Raw genomic sequence first — 17,271 nt, 5'->3', positions numbered from 1 at the left:
GAAATTTTGTGATAATGAATCATGGATAAAACAGTTGAAGAAATTGATTTTGCCAAAGGTGATGGACTAGTTCCAGTTATTGTTCAGGATGCAAATACGAAAGATGTTTTGACTCTAGCATACTCTAATAAAGAATCTCTTGAATTGACAAAAAAAACTGGAAATTCCTGGTTTTGGAGTCGTTCTCGAAATAAACTATGGATGAAAGGCGAAGAGTCTGGTAATACTCAAAAAGTTAGAGAAATTCTTGTTGATTGTGATTCAGATGCAATTATTTATCTTGTAGAGCCATCAGGACCTGCATGTCATACAGGTGAAAAAGTTTGCTTTCATCACAACTTAGAAAAATAGTCTAACAAACTGGTTCAACATTTGTTCCAGGTACAACTTTATCTATTATTTTGAAATATAGGTTTTGGTATTCTGTTCCTCTAAAAACCAACGTCCACTTTCCAATAAGATCATCTACGGAACAAATATCTCTACTTGCTGTTAATTGGGGTTCTAGATAGTAATTGAATGCTGATTTTTTAGATTCATCAAAAGGAATTGTAAGGTATACTTTCTGATGAGTCGCATTTAATGGCATCATTACTGCAATCTGCCCCTTTTCTAAATACTGTAACCCTCCAATTCTTATGAAAATCTTTTCTCCAATGGCGTACTCTTTTCTGTCAATTTGAAATGGTCCTGATGTTTGCCACTCCCTTTCTAATATTTCATATTCTGTACTGTTGGCAATTTCTTCAATTTCATTTAATTTCTCTTCAATCTCTGGAACATCTATTGGTAGAATCTCTTTATCTAATGTATCTTCCACTTCTGCTACATCTGAATCTGGATTTAATGAAAGAATAATGCCAAAAATTATTACAAAAACTATGATGCCTCCAATGATTCCGCCTGTAGCCTTGTTCATGAATTGATTTTTATCAAAATCTGTAAAAACCTTGCTACTTTTTGAAAAATTTACAAAATAATGTATTTTTATGAATTTTTCTCAAAATATCTCATCCTCCTCTATTTTTTTGCAAATAATAATAAAATTTTCATTATATTTTTTATATCAAAAAATTAAGTATTACTTAACTTGATATTAGGATTTTTTATCTATCTTTTACGGCAAAAAATTGATCTTGGCAAGAACATCATTACAGTGTAGAGAATGTAAAAAAGAGTATGAATCTACTTTCAAGTATATCTGCGATGACTGTTTTGGGCCACTAGACGTAAAGTATGATTTTCCAACAGTTACAAAAGATACCTTCACTAACCGTGAGCATACTTACTGGCGATATTTTGAACTACTACCAATAGAAAACAAATCAAATATTGTATCCATTGATGCTGGAATGACACCACTTACCAAAGCTGAGAATCTTGGCAAGGCACTTGGTTTGAATAATTTGTATATCAAAAATGATTCTGTAAACCCAACATTTTCATTCAAAGACAGACCTGCCGGAGTTGCAGTTTCAAAAGCAAAGGAATTTGGACTGTCAGCTGTTGGTTGTGCCTCCACTGGTAATTTGGCATCAGCTACTGCTGCACATGCAGCAAAAGGTGGATTTCCATGTCATGTGTTTGCTCCAAGTAATATCGAGATGGCAAAGATCACACAGGCATTATCTTATGGTGCAAACTATGTTGCAGTGGATGGAACTTATGATGATGCAAATAGAATCGCTGCACAAATTGGTGATAGCAAAGGAATTGGTATAGTTAACATTAACATGCGTTCACACTATGTTGAAGGCTCTAAAACTTTGGCTTTTGAAGTTGCAGAACAACTTGACTGGCAGGTACCTGATCAACTAATAGTTCCAGTGGGTAGTGGTGCTATGCTTAATGCAATTTGTAAGGGATTTGAAGAACTGCAAACAGTTTCGCTGTTAGGTGACGTATCAAACATGCGCATGATTGCAGCACAACCACATGGATGTGCCCCTGTAGTTGATGCGTTTAAGAAAAATTCAAAAGATGTAATTCCAATTGAAAATCCAGATACTGTTGCCAAGAGTCTTGCAATAGGTGATCCTGGAGATGGACGATATGTGCTAAAGAGATTGGAGCAGTATAACGGATTTGCAGAAGAATGCAATAATCAGGAGATTTTAGATGCAATTATACTCCTAGCCAAGACTGAGGGGATATTTACCGAGCCTGCAGGTGGTGTGTCTGTATCTGTGCTGCAAAAGATGGTTGAACAGGGCAAAACTGACAAAAACGACAAAGTGGTATGTTATGTTACTGGAAACGGTCTCAAGGCAACTGAATCTATAATGGAAGTATTGCAAAAGCCTAAGGTGCTCAAGGCAGACATTTCAGAAGTATCGGCGGTAGTAAACTAATATGGCAAATATTACATTTACAATTCCTTCTGTGCTAAATCAAGGCGGTGGGGAGAAAAAGACAGAGATATCTGCTGACTCTTTGCAAGATGCGTTTGCAAAAATATCTGAAGTGATGGGTGATGATTTTAAGAGAAGAGTATTGGAAGGTGATGGTACTCCTCGTTCTTTGATTAATATTTACATTAACGGAAAGAACGCAAAATTTTCTAGTGGCATGGATACTGTACTCAATGATAATGATGAAGTGTATATCTTACCTGCAGTAGCTGGCGGCTCTCAAGAATTATCCAAAAAAGAACTAGACAAGTTTTCTCGTCAGGTAATGCTTGAAGAAATTGGATATAACGGGCAGATCAAACTAAAAAACTCTAAAATTTGTGTGGTTGGAACTGGCGGACTGGGAAATCCCATAACTTCTAGACTTGCTGCAATGGGTGTTGGAACTCTGAGAATTGTTGACAGAGATGTGATTGAACTATCTAATCTGCATAGACAGACAATGTTTGATGAAGATGATGTGGGTCAAGTTAAAGTTGAAGTTGCAGCAAAGAAATTGCAAAAACTAAATCCTGATTGTAAAATAGAGGCATTAGCGGTTTCAGTCAATGATTACACTGCACTAGAAGTAGTTGAAGGTTGTGATGTTGTAGTTGATGCACTTGATAGCGTTAATGCAAGATACGCGCTCAATAAGGCATGTGTGAAATTTGGTATTCCATTTGTAACTGGTGCTGCAGTTGGAGTTTCTGGTCAGATTTTTACCATTCTACCTGGGACTAGTGCATGTTACCACTGTATGTTTCCTGCATTAGATGAGGATGCCATGCCTACATGCAGCATTGAAGGAGTACATCCATCTATTCTATCAATTGTTGGCGGAATCGAGGTTGCCGAAGCAGTCAAAGTTGTTATGGGCAAAAAGCCTAGCCTATCTGATAAGATACTTCATGTCGATATTGAGAATTTGGACTTTACAAGCACTAGAACATTTAGAGCAGAAGAGTGTCCTGTATGTGGAACTGGAAAATCAGAAGAAGTTGTTAAAGAGGAACTGCTCTTAGAAGAACTGTGTGGAAGAAACAGGGGAAAGAGAACATTCTCTATAACTCCTACTTATACATTTGATCTTGATGTTGAGTCTGTTACAAACATTGCAAAAGAAAAAGGATTTCTAGTCGAGAACCAAGGTGAACTTGGATTATCACTACGAACAAATGATATGTCAGTTAGTTTTATGAAAAAGGGCTCAGCAGTAGTAGTTGGACCAAAAGATGAGGCAGATGCCATATTACTATACAAAAGTCTTTTAGGCCAGTCAGTCAAGGCAACTAATTAAATATCAATAATCTAACTTTAAACCATGAAAACTCTTTTTATTTTGTTGTTTGTGTTTTCAATTTCATTTACTAGTTTTTCATATGCTCAAACTCAAACCAGCATAGAGCAAGGATTATTCATTAGTGTACAATCTGAACTACGAAACTCTGACGGACAACTAATCTCGTTTTTGGAATCATCAAAATTTACTGATATTGATGTACCTGCTTTGTACAATTTTCTAGACTTTGAGGCATCAGTTGGAAATGATCCAATTGTGACAATTGATGATCAACAATTTCAAGTCATTCAAAGAACAATGACTATGATTTTTGATTCGGATACTGTTACTGGAAGTACAATTCTTTCAGATAATATCGATGGCAAGGAAGTTCTTTTAGCTAGATTTGCTCATGATGGATTTCCTGTTGTTTCTGGAGATTCCTTAAAGTCTACTTGGACATTTGTAAGGCTAATCTAGTCTATTTCTTGATAGTAGTATGCCAACACCTATTGCAAAAAATGTCACTAGTGGAACAAATCGATATGGTTGGTTTGTCTGATCAGTAAATGCTGTTATAATGGGTGCGATTATCAGCATCCCTGAAATTAGTACCATTAGAGAATCTGCATGTTTTACTCTGTTCCTTGAGGCAATGAATAATCCAACAATTAGTGGTAACATGAATAGAATAACTAGTCCATCAAATCTCAACTGGTAAGAAAAAGACGTAAATCCCATCCAAAACTCTTTTTCATCAAACTCTTCACTTTGAGATACTTCTCCAATACTTCCTGAAACTAGTGCCAGTCCACCAATAATGATTATTACACTAGTAGAGATTAAAAGAATGATCTTTTTGTTTTTTGAGATGTTTGATCTTAAAATAAAATATAATGACAATGGTAAAAATACTGCAGTTAATGCTTTTGCAGGAATTGACAAGATATATGCAATTGGTGATAATGGCCATACTCTATACACAAAATACAATGATAACAAGTAAAACATTATCCAAAAGTTCGAATATGTAGGCGATGTATCATATGACAAAAATACATTACTCTGAATTAGAACAATCATTGAGATAATTCCTGCAAATCTTTTGTTTGTGATGGATGTTGTGATAAAGTATGTTGTAATTAATAGAATAATGCTTGCTAGAAATGGAATTACCTTGAGATTCCCAAATACTTTTTCAGAAATTATTAACAAAGTATAATTTGTATGTGGTTCAAAAATTGGATAGTTTGGATTATCACTAATTGCATCCTCTATTGTAAACCTGTTATCTCTTATTGATTCACTTATTCTTTTTTCAATAGGTGGAAAATCTGCCCATTCTTCATCAGTTTGAAGTTCTGGAATTGTTACAATGATGTATGCTGATAAAACTATTACAAGTATGATAGTTGCAATCTTTTTTGATATCTCAAATTTGAATAACTTTTCAAATAATTTTGAGATTCCTGATGGCAGTTTGTTTTTAAAATAAAAAAATGTGATGATAAATACAATTACATTTGTTGTAATTAGTGGTCCTGCCCAAACTCCCACCTCAAATGGATTAGGAGAGGAATCAATTACTCCTGGAATTTGAGGCTCTGATGAGACTAGAATTGCTGGAAATACAACTGAAATCAGGCTGATTAGAACTATTGAAACTGAAAAGAGAAAAACTATCCAAAATAATGGATTTTTTGTATTAAATTGTGTACTTGACAAATTGTTAAATCTACTCTTACATGATTAGATATATCCTGTTATATTAGAATAAATTAAATGGATTGACCTTTTTGCTTCTTTAGTTGATTACTCGAGAAATTTTGGAAAAGCATGACCCTGAAGGAATATACTCTGTATATGATAAATGGCCACAAATTGCAAAGGATGCATATAATTCTGAAATTGAATCATCTGATTTCAAAGACATTGATCATGTTGTTTTTTCTGGAATGGGAGGTTCTGGAACAATGGGTGATCTGTTTTCATCTATACTATCTAAAACTGAAATTCACACAACTGTTGTCAAAGGATATGAATTACCAAAAACAGTAGATGATAATACTCTTGTTGTGGCAACAAGTGTATCTGGTAACTCTGCTGAAACTTTGACTACATTGGAATCAGCAAGTAAAACAAATTGTAAAGTAATTGGATTTTCATCAGGTGGGATGATAGAATCTTTTTGCATCAAAAATAATCTAGAATTTAGAAAAATCTCTAAAATTCATTCACCACGCGCATCATTTCCAAACTTTGTGTATTCAATTCTTAAAACATTAAATTCAATTATTCCTATTGACTCTAAAGAGATTACTCAATCCATTACACTATTGGAGAATCTTTCTAAAAAAATATCCTCTACGAATCTATCTATTGAGAATCCCTCGTTGAATTTAGCTTTATGGATTGCTGGGGTTCCTGTGATATATTATCCATGGGGATTACAAGCTGCAGCAATTCGTTTTAAAAACTCTTTACAAGAAAATGCAAAGACTCATGCTATTATTGAAGATGTAATTGAAAGCGGTCATAATGGAATTGTATCTTGGGAACGAGATTCTGATATGATTCCTATAATGATAGAAGGTGTAGATGATCATCCAAAAACTAAAGAAAGATGGAAAATTTTACGTCAATATTTTGATGAAAACCAAATATCCTACAAGGAAATTTCTAGTGTAAATGGGGGAATTTTATCAAAGATTTTATGCCTGATTTATCAACTAGACTATGCCACAATTTATCATGCCATACAGTTAGGAATTGACCCCTCTCCAATAAAATCAATTGATTTCATTAAAGAGAGACTTTAGATTCATTAAGATTATAATTTCATACTATGCAAAATATGTGATGACATCCGAACTTGTTTCAGTTATAATTCCTATTTATAATTCTGAAAAATATTTGGAAGAATGTCTAAATTCTGTAATTGCTCAAACATATCAAAATATTGAGATTATTGCAGTTAATGATGGCTCCACCGATTCATCACTCGATATTTTAAAGAAATATTCTGATGATGTAATTATTTTATCTCAGAAAAATGGTGGGCTAGCATCTGCATTAAATCTTGGAATAAGTAAGATGAAAGGTAATTGGTTTAAGTGGTTTTCACCTGATGATATAATGTATCCATATACAATAGAGAGTTTGGTAAATATCGCAAAAAAACATCACAACACAATAGTATATTCAAACTGGGAAATTATAGATGAAAATGGAAATAAACTCCGAGATTTTCATGAATCAAATTATAATAAATTATCTAAAGTTGAATTTAATATTAGATTACTTGACGGACAACAAATTAATGTAAACACCACGCTAATACCATCATCATTGTTTAAAGAATGTAGTTTTCATGAACTTGATGATTCCGTGGCAATTGATTATGATTTTTTTCTTTGTTCGGCATTATTACACAATATAAAATTTCATTTAATCCAAAAATCTCTCATACAATACCGAGTCCATACAAAACAACTTTCACATAAAAATATATCAGAAACTTTAGATTATATCCAAAAATTAAAAAATGAAATACTTCAAAATCTTGATAATTCTTCTAGAGACTACTACCTTCAAAAACTAGAAAAGTATCAAAAAACAAAATCTATAAAAGAAAAAACTATGAAATTTGGAATTAAATTCTTATCATATGCCCCATCTTGGGTTTCTGATAGAATCCTTGTATTCTATATTAATAAATTAAGAACAAGTAGATGATTTTTTATTCTTGTTATCCTTTGAAAAATCATGAGTTTACCTAAGGTCTCAATAATTATTATTAATTATAATGGAAAAAAATTATTGGAAAAGTGTCTAGAATCTTTATTTCAAATCGATTATGAAAACTTTGAAATCATTCTTGTGGATAACAATTCAAATGATGGTTCAATTGAATATGTAACAAAAAATTTTCCATCTATTATAATTATAAAACTTGATTCAAATAAAGGGTTTGCAGAACCAAATAATATGGCAACAAAGATTGCAAAAGGAGATTATCTATTATTTTTGAATAATGATACGATTGTTACCAAAAATTTTCTAACAGAATTAATACAAGTTATTGAAAATGACAAAAAAATTGCCATTTGCCAAAGTCTTTTACTTAAACCTGATGGCAGTGTTGATTCTAGTGGTGATTTTATTGACCCCTTAGGCGTTGTCTATAATTCTAGAACTATTCCTACAAAAGAAAGGGAAATTTCTAGTGCAAGAGGTGCTTGTATGCTCATTAAAAAAAATATTTTTGATGAATTAGGTGGGTTTGATGAACATTTCTTTGTATCTTTTGAAGATGTTGATATTGGTTGGCGTGCATGGATTAAAGGATACAAAGTTATTGTTGCTCCAAAATCAATAGTATATCATATAGGAGGACAAACAATTGAAAAAGTTAATGAAGATTTGGCATTTCATGGTTTTAAAAACCAACTATCCATGAAAATCACAAATTTTGAAACAAAATTATCAACTCAAAAATTATTTCAATTCTTTTTAATTTATGGAACTCATGAATTAAAAATATGGTTTGATTATACTTTTAGAGGCCATACTTCGAAACCTTCTACAAAATATGAACAAAATATTGCAAAAAAACCAAATTTTAAAACGATTCTGAAAAGCATTGGTTGGGTAGTAAGAAATTATTCATATATTAGCAAAAAACAAAAATCTGTTAATTCTTCTCGAGTAATTCATACTAAAGAACTTCAAAAAATGAATATTTTAAGTAGTGTACCACAATAATTGAAACTGCACTAATATATTCTCCAATAACTTGATTTTGAATAATTGCTATGGAATTAGATTCTGGAACTGAGCAGTATGATAAACCAATACTTACTATTGGTTTACCAGTATATAATGGAGAACAAACAATAAAAAAAGTTATAGATTCAATTTTAACTCAATCTTTCAAAAATTTTATCTTAGTAATTTCAGATAATGCATCTACTGATCTAACTGAAAATGTTTGTAAAGAATTTGTGAAAAAAGACAATCGTATACAGTATATTAGACAAGAAAAAAATATTGGATTATTAAATAATTGGAATTTTTTATTGAAAAATACTACAACACAATATTTTATGTGGATTGAAGCCGATGACTATTATGATTCAGAATTCATAAAGAAAAATATTGAATTTTTAGAATCTCATAAAAATTTTGTTGGGAGTATTAGTAACAGTATTTATTTTGACGGTCTAGATAAATCTCCTCAATCTATTAAATCCACTGGTTCATATGAAAATAAAGTTCTTTCATATCTAAAATTTAATCGTGGAACTGGAATCTTTGCAATTTACAGAACTAAAGATTTTCAAAAATCTATGGTATTTGATGAGAATGCTGTTTGGGATTTACAAATATTATTAAAGATAATAAAATTTGGTGATCTTAATGTGCTCGATGAAGTATTACATTATAAATCTGCAAAAGGTATATCCTCTGGTTCATTAATCTCATATGTTATAGAAAGTAAAATCCACATATCTAAAATATTATTTCCTTTTTGGCCAGTAACAATTTTTTGTATTAATGAATTTGGGATTAAGTTTGTTTTTAAAAACTTTTTATTATTTTTAAGATTAAATGGAAATGGAGTAGTGTTTTTGGCTAAAGATTTCTTTAAATTCTGTAGAAATTCACTAACTCACAAGAAATGAAGATTCTTACTATTGGTGGAAGTGGATTTTTAGGTTATTATTTAACTAAAAATTTAACTTTGCATAATTATGATACAAATTTCACATTTAGCCAGAACCCTGTTCCAAATCTAGATGGATTCCAACTTGATATAACTAATAAAAAAAATGTGTTGGAACTCATCTCAAAACTCGAACCTGAAATAGTTATTCATACTCCTGCATTAACAGTTGATATTTGTGAAAATGATCATAATTTAGCAGATTTAATCCATGTTGAAGGAATAAAAAATATAATTGAAAGCTGTAAGCTACTATCAAGTAAACTAGTTTATGTTTCCACTACATATGTCTTTGATAATAGTAAGAAAAAATTTTATGAAGATGATATGCCCACTCCTGGAAATTATTATGGCAAAACAAAATTAGATGCTGAAAATTTAGTAAAAAAATCTGAATTGTCTTATCTTATTGTTAGAACTGATCAGCCTTATTTTTGGGCACAAAAATGGCATCATAAAAATTCAGTACTTCGAGTTTTAGACACTTTGAAAAAAGGACAAATTCTTAATGAAGTAAAAGATTGGTTTAGTGTTCCTACGTATGTCCCAGATTTTGTTAATGCCTTAGAGTCATTATTAGCATTAGATAAAACCGGAATTTATCATTTAACTGGGCCTGATTTTATCAATAGATTTGATTGGTCTTTAATGGTTGCAGAAATATTTGGATTAGATAAAAATCTCATTCATCCTATAAATTCATCTACTTTGAACCTTCCTGCAAAACGATTCAGCATTAATGTTGATAATCAAAAAATTTTCAATGAAACAGGAATTAAAATGAGGGGAATAAAAGAGAGTTTAGTTGACATGCACTCAAAGGACCTATCATACCCTAGTTGAATATTATGACTTTTGAGTTTCAATGAATTGAATAAAATCACGAATTGTTTTAACAACATACTCCATCATCTCTATCGTCAAACCTGGATAAACCCCGATCCAAAATGTATGCGTCATAACTTTATTTGTATTTTGTAATTCTCCAACAATTCTGAAATTTTTATTCTTGAAATATGGCTGTAATGTGATATTTCCTGAAAAAATTGGACGAGTATCTACATTATGTGATATAAGATAACCATTTATCTCATTTAACGAAAACGGCGCATTATTCTTGATTGTTAAAGGAAATCCAAACCATGAAGGTTCACTTTTTGATGTCTCTTCAGGTAAAATAAAATATTTTTCAAACTCCTTTAGATGATTCTTTAACCATCTAAAATGATCCCTTCTTTTTTGAATAAAATTTTTTACTTTTTTTAATTGTGCTAAACCAATTGCCGCTTGCATATCTGTGATTTTTAAGTTATAACCTGTATGTGTGTACACAAATTTATGATCATATCCTTCTGGAAGTCCTTCAAAATTCCACTCAAATCTTTTTCCACAAGTATTACTTTGTCCAACATCGCAATAACAATCTCTTCCCCAATCTCTAATGGAACGTATAATTCTGTTTAATAATGGATTATTTGTAAAAACAGCTCCTCCTTCTCCCATTGTTATGTGATGTGCTGGGAAAAAACTTAGTGAACTTACATCTCCAAATGTTCCAACCATCTTTCCATCATACTTTGCTCCTAATGCATCACAACAATCTTCAACCACCCACAAATTGTATTTTTTTGCAATACGTATTATTTCATCTACATCAAATGGATTACCTAAAGAATGTGCAATCATAATTGCCTTTGTTTTTTCAGTAATTGCATTTTCAATTAATTTTGTATTAATATTATATGATGGTATTTCTATATCAACAAAAACTGGTACTAAATTATTTTGTATAATGGGATTTACCGTTGTCACAAAAGATGCAGCTACACTTATCACTTCATCCCCTGTTTTTAATGCTCTATCTTCTAATTTTTCAGAAGTTAATGTAGATAATGCTAACAAATTTGCAGAAGAACCCGAGTTTGTAGTTGTTACAAATTTCACATCTAAAAATTCCCCTAATTTTTTTTCAAATTCATGATTAAATCTACCTGCAGTTAACCAAAAATCAAGAGATGCAGAAGTCAACATCTGAATTTCATCTTGATCAAAAACTCTTGCATTGGTGTGAACAAAAGACTTACCTGGAATGAATTCCTTTTTTTTATGTGATATTTCATAATAATTTTTTACCATTTGTATAATCTGTTCTCTCATTTTTCTTGCTTCTGGTTCTATGTCTAAATTTGGATTAAAAATTATTTCATCTTCTGCCATTTCTTCTGATCCTTTCTTAACTCTATTTATTATTTCATAAATTTTATTTGATTATGTCAAACATGTATCAGGATCAAATGGTTTCCAATTTTGATCTTTATCTGAAATATTGGTAACCTTAAGTGGTAATTTTATTTTGAAAAATGGATCATTCCATTTTATTCCTCTTTCACAATCTGGTGAATAATACCCAGTAGTAAGATAAAACAGATCAGTATTGTCCTCTAATGTCTGTGTGCAATTTGCACATCCTTCTGGCACATATCTTACTGCATAATTATCAGATGTAATTTCATAACCATCTGATTTACCAAATGTTGGAGAATTTTTTCTTAAATCTACAATCACAGTATATGCTTTACCTCTAATACAACGTACCAATTTACATTCTGAATTGGGCTCTACTTGATAATGGAATCCTCGTACTGTTCCTTTCTTTAATGATTTTGATATACTAGACTGTACAAATTGAGTTTTTAGTCCATTCTTTTGAAATTCTTTCTCATCAAATACTCTTCCAAAAAACCCACGTTGATCTTCATGTTTTTCAATTAAAATATTGTAACAGCCTTGAATACTTGTTTTTTCAAAAATCATATAGTCTAGACCTAAGTCTCACTCATAAGCTTTTCAAATATTGGTTTTTGATAAACTTAATTAAAGAATCAAATCAAAATCATTTGTGACAGAATCAATCTTAATTACTGGTATTACAGGATTTGTTGGATCCCATTTAGCGGATTTAGCTCTAAAAAAAAACTGCAAAGTTTATGGTTTGAAGCGTTGGAATCTTTCTAGACTACGAAATGTTAAACACATAATGGATAAAATTAACTGGATTGATTGTGATATCACTGATCCTGTTAGTGTAAGAAAAGCAATCGATATGACACGTCCTGATAAAATATTCCATTTGGCTGCAGAAAGTTTTGTAAGCCCATCATGGGATCACCCTACTCATTACATGGATGTAAATTACAAAGGCACTGTAAATATTTTTGAAGCATTAAAAGATCTTAATCTTAAAACCAAAGTCTTAATCCCAGGTTCTGGAGAAGAATATGGTGAAATATTTGATAATGAACTACCAATCACTGAAAAAACACAACTAAGACCTGTAAACCCGTATGCCGTTACAAAAATTGCTCAAGATTTGATTTCATACGTATATGTGAGAACTTACAATTTGAATATAATACGTGTTAGAGCATTTAATCATGAAGGTCCGAGAAGAGATAATGTCTTTGGAATTCCTTGGTATGCCTATCAAATAGCACGAATTGAACAAGGCTTACAAGAACCTGTAATATTAACTGGTCATACAGAAGATCGTAGAAATTTTACTCATGTACGTGATATGGTGGAGGCATATTGGTTAGCAATTGAACAGTGTCCTCCAGGCGAACTCCATTTAATTGGCTCAGATGATTCTCAAAAAATCTATTCATATCGTGAAATAATTGACATGCTTATAGAAAAATCTACAATTGAAAAAATTGAGGTCAGACAAGATCCCAAATACGTTAGACCTACTGCAGTTCCAAGCCTAATTGGTGATACATCAAAATTTAATAAATTAACTAATTGGACACCTAAAATCAATATTGATACAATTTTAGATGAAACATTGGATTATTGGCGAAATTTTGTAAAAAATAATGACTACTAATCTACTTTTAACCATTAAATTCTGTAAATGAGTGTGTAAATTATGTTATTAGGCATAAGTCCTGTTCGGATAAGTTTAGCTGGTGGTGGAACTGATATGCCAGAATATTATGAAAAACATGGTGGTATAGTCATTACTAGTGCAATTAATCATTTTACATATGTAATTGTAAATCAACGTAAAGATGATAAATTACAAATATTTTCGCCAGACTTTGAAACTCATAGTATTCCTCAGAAAATAAGCAAACTTCGTCCAAAAAAAGGCACAGAATTACCAGTTTCAATAATAAAATTTCTAAATTACAAAAAAGGAATGAATCTAATATTATCTAGCGATGTTCCTCCTCGTTCTGGATTAGGTTCATCTAGTTCTTTGGCTGTGAATTTAGTAAATGTAATTTCCTTTCTAAAAGGTTCAAAAATTTCTAAATACGAAGTGGCAGATTTATCACATCATATTGCAAGAAATATTCTAAAATGGCCATTAGGAAAACAAGATGAGTACATAGCATCATTTGGTGGTTTTAAGAAAATTGAATTTAAAAAAGATAAAATAATGATATCGCCTATTCTTACTTCTCAAAAAACAATGAAGCAATTAGAAAAGAATCTACTCTTATTTTTCGTTGGAAGCAGAACAACCTCTAGTATTTTGACTAGTCATATTAATAAAATTAAAAAAAATGATCAAAAAACTATGGATTCTTTATGTGATGTTACGGACTTAGCTCACGACGTTTTTGATAGTATAAAAAAATCTAATTTAACCGGATTTGGCGAATTACTTCATAAAGGATGGGAATCAAAAAAGAAATTTTCTAACAATGTCTCAAACCCAAAAATTGACAAAATTTATCAAAATGCATTAAATTCTGGTGCGATAGGTGGGAAATTAACTGGTGCTGGTGGTGGAGGCCATCTCTTGTTATACTGTGAAAAATCAAAACAACCTAAAGTAATTAAGAAGATGGAAAGTTTCAAACTAAAACAAGTAAAATTCTCTTTCTTTAATGATGGTGCAAAAATACTTAATTTGTATGATTATACAGGTACCAAATAGATGACTGAACAAAACGAATTCATCTCAAATTATCTTCACGAACAATCTTCTTGTTTGAAAGAGTTATCGAATGATATTGATTTGTTTGTTTTAGTAGTAGAAAAATTACTTGCTGCAAGAAAATCAGACTCTTTAGTCATTACCATGGGAAATGGCGGTTCAGCATCAACTGCATCTCATTTTACTGCAGATCTTTTGAAAACTACTATTATAAAAAACGAAAAAAGATTTCGTGCACTTTGTTTAACTGATAATGTCCCTGTTTTAACAGCATGGACAAATGATACTTCATATAATGAACTTTTTGAAGAACAACTAAGAAATTTTGTCCAAAAAGATGATGTTGTTATAGCATTTAGTGGAAGTGGCACCTCCAGAAATGTTGTTAAAGCATTAGAATTTGCAAAAAAATCTGGGGCATATTTGATTGGGTTTACAGGAATGTCTGGTGGTGATTTTACTCAAATTTGTGATATTTGTATAAAAATCCCTAGTGCGAACATGTTAACAATAGAGTCATTTCATTTAATGATGTGTCATGTAATTACTTCTTGTATTCGACAAACTGGTATACCTGAATTTTCATATGAATAAAGCTGTTTTTCTTGATCGAGATGGTGTGATCAATAAAGAAAAAAAAACTTATGTAAAGACAATTGATGATTTAGAAATATTTGATAATATATCTAGTTGTATTCAAAAATTAAAAAAAAATAACTTTCTTGTTATAGTTATCACAAATCAATCTGCTATTGGTAGGGGTTTAATTGATGTAGAGAAATTAAATGAAATTCATGAAGAAATTCAAAATCATTTAGCAAAATCTAATACAAAAATTGATGCATTTTATTTCTGTCCCCATCATCCAGATGAAAACTGTCTATGTAGGAAACCACAACCTGAATTAATAATTAAAGCCTCAAATGATTATGATATAGATTTACAATCTAGTTGGATAATTGGTGATAATGATTCTGATGTTTTAGCAGGGCACAATGCAGGATGTAAGGGTATTAAGACTGATAATTCTAATTTACCTAGTGCAATAGAAAAAATTTTAAAAAACTAAACTAGTCCCAAACTTTCCATTTTGCTTTACCTGAATCCAATAAATCATTAAGAAGTAGTTTATCTCTCATCATGTCCATTGGTTGATAAAAATCATCATGACGAAATGCTGCTAATTTATTATCTCTTACCAAATTTTTCATAGGTTCTTCTTCCCAAACTGTATTGTCATTTTTAATGTAATCAAACACTCCTGGTTCTAAAACAAAATACCCTCCATTAACCCAGTTTTTTTCATTTCTAGGTTTTTCTTTAAAATCTTCAACTAAATCCCCCTTGAGATATAGTACCCCATATTTTTCTGGTGGTATACAGGCTGTAACAGTAGCCAATAATCCCATTTTTTTATGAAAATTAATCAATTTGGTTATGTTTAGATTGTTAACAGTATCACCATAGGTAAAACAAAAAGTATCATTTTCAACATATTTTTTTATTCTTTTTAATCTCCCCCCTGTCATTGTGTCTAATCCTGTATCGATTACTTGGCATGTCCAATTTTCTTTTTTTAACATATCCTCTTTCTCAAAATAATTTTTTATCATCTCCCCTTTGTATCCACTACAAATGATGAATTCATTGATTCCATAATGAGAATAACTCTTCATAATGTGCCAGAGAATTGGTTTACCCCCAATTTCGATGAGAGGCTTGGGTTTTACAAGTGTCTCTTCAATCAACCGGGTCCCTTTACCTCCTGCTAACAACACACATTTCATGAGTAAATTTCTTAGATGCTATGTTATTTAATAAATAAACTATTCATTTAAAAAATAATTTCAATTTTATTCTTTATTATGAAAAGAATCGTTGTTTATGTTTCAGATCATGGTTACGGTCACGCTGCTAGAGCTATCAGTCTTTTAAGAGAATTTAAAAGTGATAATTATGAAATAATAATTAAAAATTCTAATGCATTTAATTTTTTAAAAAAAAGTTTACCCGAAACTAGAGTTATAAACTGGAAAACTGATGTAGGTCCCATTACTAATATCTCAAAAAAAACAGACTCAGAAAATACTTTCAAATTTTATTCTAATTGGATAAAAAATGAAAAAAAATGGCTCAGCCATGAATTAGATTTTTTCAAGAACAAAAAATTAGATCTAGTAATATCTGATATTTCTCCAATGGGAATCCGATTTGCAAAAAAAATCAATGTACCATCAATAACAGTAGCAAATTTCACATGGAATGATATTTTAAAAAAATTCCCATCTGATAAAAGGAAGGAAGAAATTCTTGATTGGCTATGTAATTCCTTTGGCATGACTGATCTAGCAATAAAAACTCCTCTTAGTATGGAATTAGATGGATTGAAAAACCCTAAAAAATCATCATTACTTTGTAGATCTATAACAACAACACAAAAACAACTTTTTAAAAAATTATTTTTAAATCATAAACCTATTACTGTTTATCTAGGAAGTAACTTTCAATCAAAAATAAATATTTCAACAAATAAATCTAATCCATTAGTTCAGATTATCAATAATGATGTTAAAACCGAGAAGAAAACAATAAAAAATTTTACTGAAGTCCAAAATATTATTTCCATTTCAAATTTTGTAATATCTAAACCAGGCTATGGTATTATTTCAGAATGTATTAATTCTCGATGTCCTATTTTCTTAATTCCCAGAAAAAATTATCCAGAAGATGAACTTCTTTGTAAAATAAGTAAAAAATTAGGAATTGCAACAGTTTTGGATCTTAAACAAGAAAATTATGTCCTACAAGTTCCAACAATTGATTTTAACAAATTAAAAAACAACATTGATGAAAATCAAATAAAAAAAATTGAAAAATTACCACATGTTAGTAAAATTATTCATGAATTTTTATCTAAATAGTATGT

The 17,271-nt window shown here is 30.7% G+C and carries 19 protein-coding genes; 14 read left to right on the top strand and 5 right to left on the bottom strand.

The window, feature by feature from the left end:
* Window positions 1–21 precede the first annotated feature (21 nt).
* Window positions 22–351 carry a phosphoribosyl-AMP cyclohydrolase gene (gene hisI, locus C6989_RS01360; RefSeq protein ID WP_182126164.1) on the top strand — a complete coding sequence of 110 codons (330 nt, stop codon included), beginning with the start codon at window positions 22–24 and terminating at the stop codon, window positions 349–351.
* Between the two features lies 1 nt (window position 352).
* Here hisI and C6989_RS01355 read toward each other — a convergent pair whose 3' ends face one another.
* Complete coding sequence (locus C6989_RS01355; RefSeq protein WP_182126163.1) at window positions 353–919, bottom strand: hypothetical protein; 567 nt, start codon at window positions 917–919, stop codon at window positions 353–355.
* A gap of 217 nt (window positions 920–1,136) precedes the next feature.
* Here C6989_RS01355 and C6989_RS01350 point away from each other — a divergent pair, with 217 nt between their 5' ends.
* From C6989_RS01350 to C6989_RS01340, 3 genes are read left to right on the top strand one after another with little or no spacing between them, the layout of a single operon-like run.
* Window positions 1,137–2,351, top strand: a complete 1,215-nt coding sequence (locus C6989_RS01350) for a threonine synthase (RefSeq protein ID WP_182126162.1) — start codon at window positions 1,137–1,139, stop codon at window positions 2,349–2,351.
* A gap of 1 nt (window position 2,352) precedes the next feature.
* A complete protein-coding gene (locus C6989_RS01345) occupies window positions 2,353–3,690 on the top strand; it encodes a ThiF family adenylyltransferase (RefSeq protein ID WP_182126161.1) in 1,338 nt (445 codons plus the stop codon).
* Between the two features lie 24 nt (window positions 3,691–3,714).
* Entirely contained in the window at window positions 3,715–4,152 is a 438-nt protein-coding gene (locus C6989_RS01340; protein ID WP_255464614.1) for a hypothetical protein, read from the top strand.
* Here the strand turns inward: C6989_RS01340 and C6989_RS01335 are convergent.
* Complete coding sequence (locus C6989_RS01335; protein WP_182126160.1) at window positions 4,144–5,397, bottom strand: hypothetical protein; 1,254 nt, start codon at window positions 5,395–5,397, stop codon at window positions 4,144–4,146. The two genes, C6989_RS01340 and C6989_RS01335, sit on opposite strands and share 9 nt — an antisense overlap.
* 83 nt (window positions 5,398–5,480) lie before the next feature.
* On the opposite strand from C6989_RS01335, the gene C6989_RS01330 reads away from it, so the two are divergent.
* Genes C6989_RS01330 through C6989_RS01310 form a run of 5 tightly spaced genes read left to right on the top strand, consistent with a single transcriptional unit; the run spans window position 5,481 to window position 10,240 of the window.
* Complete coding sequence (locus C6989_RS01330; protein WP_255464613.1) at window positions 5,481–6,491, top strand: SIS domain-containing protein; 1,011 nt, start codon at window positions 5,481–5,483, stop codon at window positions 6,489–6,491.
* Between the two features lie 40 nt (window positions 6,492–6,531).
* Window positions 6,532–7,407 carry a glycosyltransferase gene (locus tag C6989_RS01325; protein ID WP_182126159.1) on the top strand — a complete coding sequence of 292 codons (876 nt, stop codon included), beginning with the start codon at window positions 6,532–6,534 and terminating at the stop codon, window positions 7,405–7,407.
* Between the two features lie 30 nt (window positions 7,408–7,437).
* The gene (locus C6989_RS01320) at window positions 7,438–8,436 is read left to right on the top strand and encodes a glycosyltransferase family 2 protein (RefSeq protein ID WP_182126158.1); all 999 of its coding nucleotides are present in this window, start codon (window positions 7,438–7,440) and stop codon (window positions 8,434–8,436) included.
* A gap of 50 nt (window positions 8,437–8,486) precedes the next feature.
* The gene (locus C6989_RS01315) at window positions 8,487–9,356 is read left to right on the top strand and encodes a glycosyltransferase family 2 protein (RefSeq protein WP_182126157.1); all 870 of its coding nucleotides are present in this window, start codon (window positions 8,487–8,489) and stop codon (window positions 9,354–9,356) included.
* Window positions 9,353–10,240 (top strand): SDR family oxidoreductase, encoded by an 888-nt coding sequence (locus tag C6989_RS01310; RefSeq protein WP_182126156.1) that lies wholly within the window; start codon window positions 9,353–9,355, stop codon window positions 10,238–10,240. The genes C6989_RS01315 and C6989_RS01310 overlap by 4 nt, the downstream gene beginning before the upstream one ends.
* 3 nt (window positions 10,241–10,243) lie before the next feature.
* On the opposite strand, the gene rfbH is transcribed toward C6989_RS01310, so the two are convergent.
* Window positions 10,244–11,614 (bottom strand): lipopolysaccharide biosynthesis protein RfbH, encoded by a 1,371-nt coding sequence (rfbH, locus tag C6989_RS01305; protein WP_220462854.1) that lies wholly within the window; start codon window positions 11,612–11,614, stop codon window positions 10,244–10,246.
* Window positions 11,615–11,665: 51 nt separating this feature from the next.
* The gene (gene rfbC / locus C6989_RS01300; RefSeq protein WP_182126155.1) at window positions 11,666–12,211 is read right to left on the bottom strand and encodes a dTDP-4-dehydrorhamnose 3,5-epimerase; all 546 of its coding nucleotides are present in this window, start codon (window positions 12,209–12,211) and stop codon (window positions 11,666–11,668) included.
* 85 nt (window positions 12,212–12,296) lie between these two features.
* Here rfbC and C6989_RS01295 point away from each other — a divergent pair, with 85 nt between their 5' ends.
* The 4 genes from C6989_RS01295 to C6989_RS01280 are packed head-to-tail and all read left to right on the top strand — an operon-like array spanning window position 12,297 to window position 15,414.
* A complete protein-coding gene (locus C6989_RS01295; protein WP_220462853.1) occupies window positions 12,297–13,283 on the top strand; it encodes a GDP-mannose 4,6-dehydratase in 987 nt (328 codons plus the stop codon).
* Between the two features lie 42 nt (window positions 13,284–13,325).
* Window positions 13,326–14,345, top strand: a complete 1,020-nt coding sequence (locus C6989_RS01290; RefSeq protein ID WP_182126154.1) for a GHMP family kinase ATP-binding protein — start codon at window positions 13,326–13,328, stop codon at window positions 14,343–14,345.
* Window positions 14,346–14,939, top strand: a complete 594-nt coding sequence (locus C6989_RS01285) for a D-sedoheptulose-7-phosphate isomerase (protein ID WP_182126153.1) — start codon at window positions 14,346–14,348, stop codon at window positions 14,937–14,939.
* The gene (locus C6989_RS01280) at window positions 14,932–15,414 is read left to right on the top strand and encodes a D-glycero-alpha-D-manno-heptose-1,7-bisphosphate 7-phosphatase (RefSeq protein WP_182126152.1); all 483 of its coding nucleotides are present in this window, start codon (window positions 14,932–14,934) and stop codon (window positions 15,412–15,414) included. Before C6989_RS01285 ends, C6989_RS01280 begins: the two co-directional genes overlap by 8 nt.
* Window position 15,415: 1 nt before the next feature.
* Here the strand turns inward: C6989_RS01280 and C6989_RS01275 are convergent, their stop codons facing one another.
* Entirely contained in the window at window positions 15,416–16,132 is a 717-nt protein-coding gene (locus C6989_RS01275) for a sugar phosphate nucleotidyltransferase (protein ID WP_182126151.1), read from the bottom strand.
* 78 nt (window positions 16,133–16,210) lie between these two features.
* Here C6989_RS01275 and C6989_RS01270 point away from each other — a divergent pair, with 78 nt between their 5' ends.
* Complete coding sequence (locus C6989_RS01270) at window positions 16,211–17,266, top strand: glycosyltransferase family protein (protein WP_182126150.1); 1,056 nt, start codon at window positions 16,211–16,213, stop codon at window positions 17,264–17,266.
* Window positions 17,267–17,271: the final 5 nt, after the last annotated feature.

The organism is Nitrosopumilus sp. b2, assembly GCF_014078535.1.
Taxonomy (GTDB): Archaea; Thermoproteota; Nitrososphaeria; order Nitrososphaerales; family Nitrosopumilaceae; genus Nitrosopumilus; species Nitrosopumilus piranensis.
Note: the sequence above shows the minus strand (reverse complement) of the source record. Positions and strands in the feature narration are given on the sequence as shown.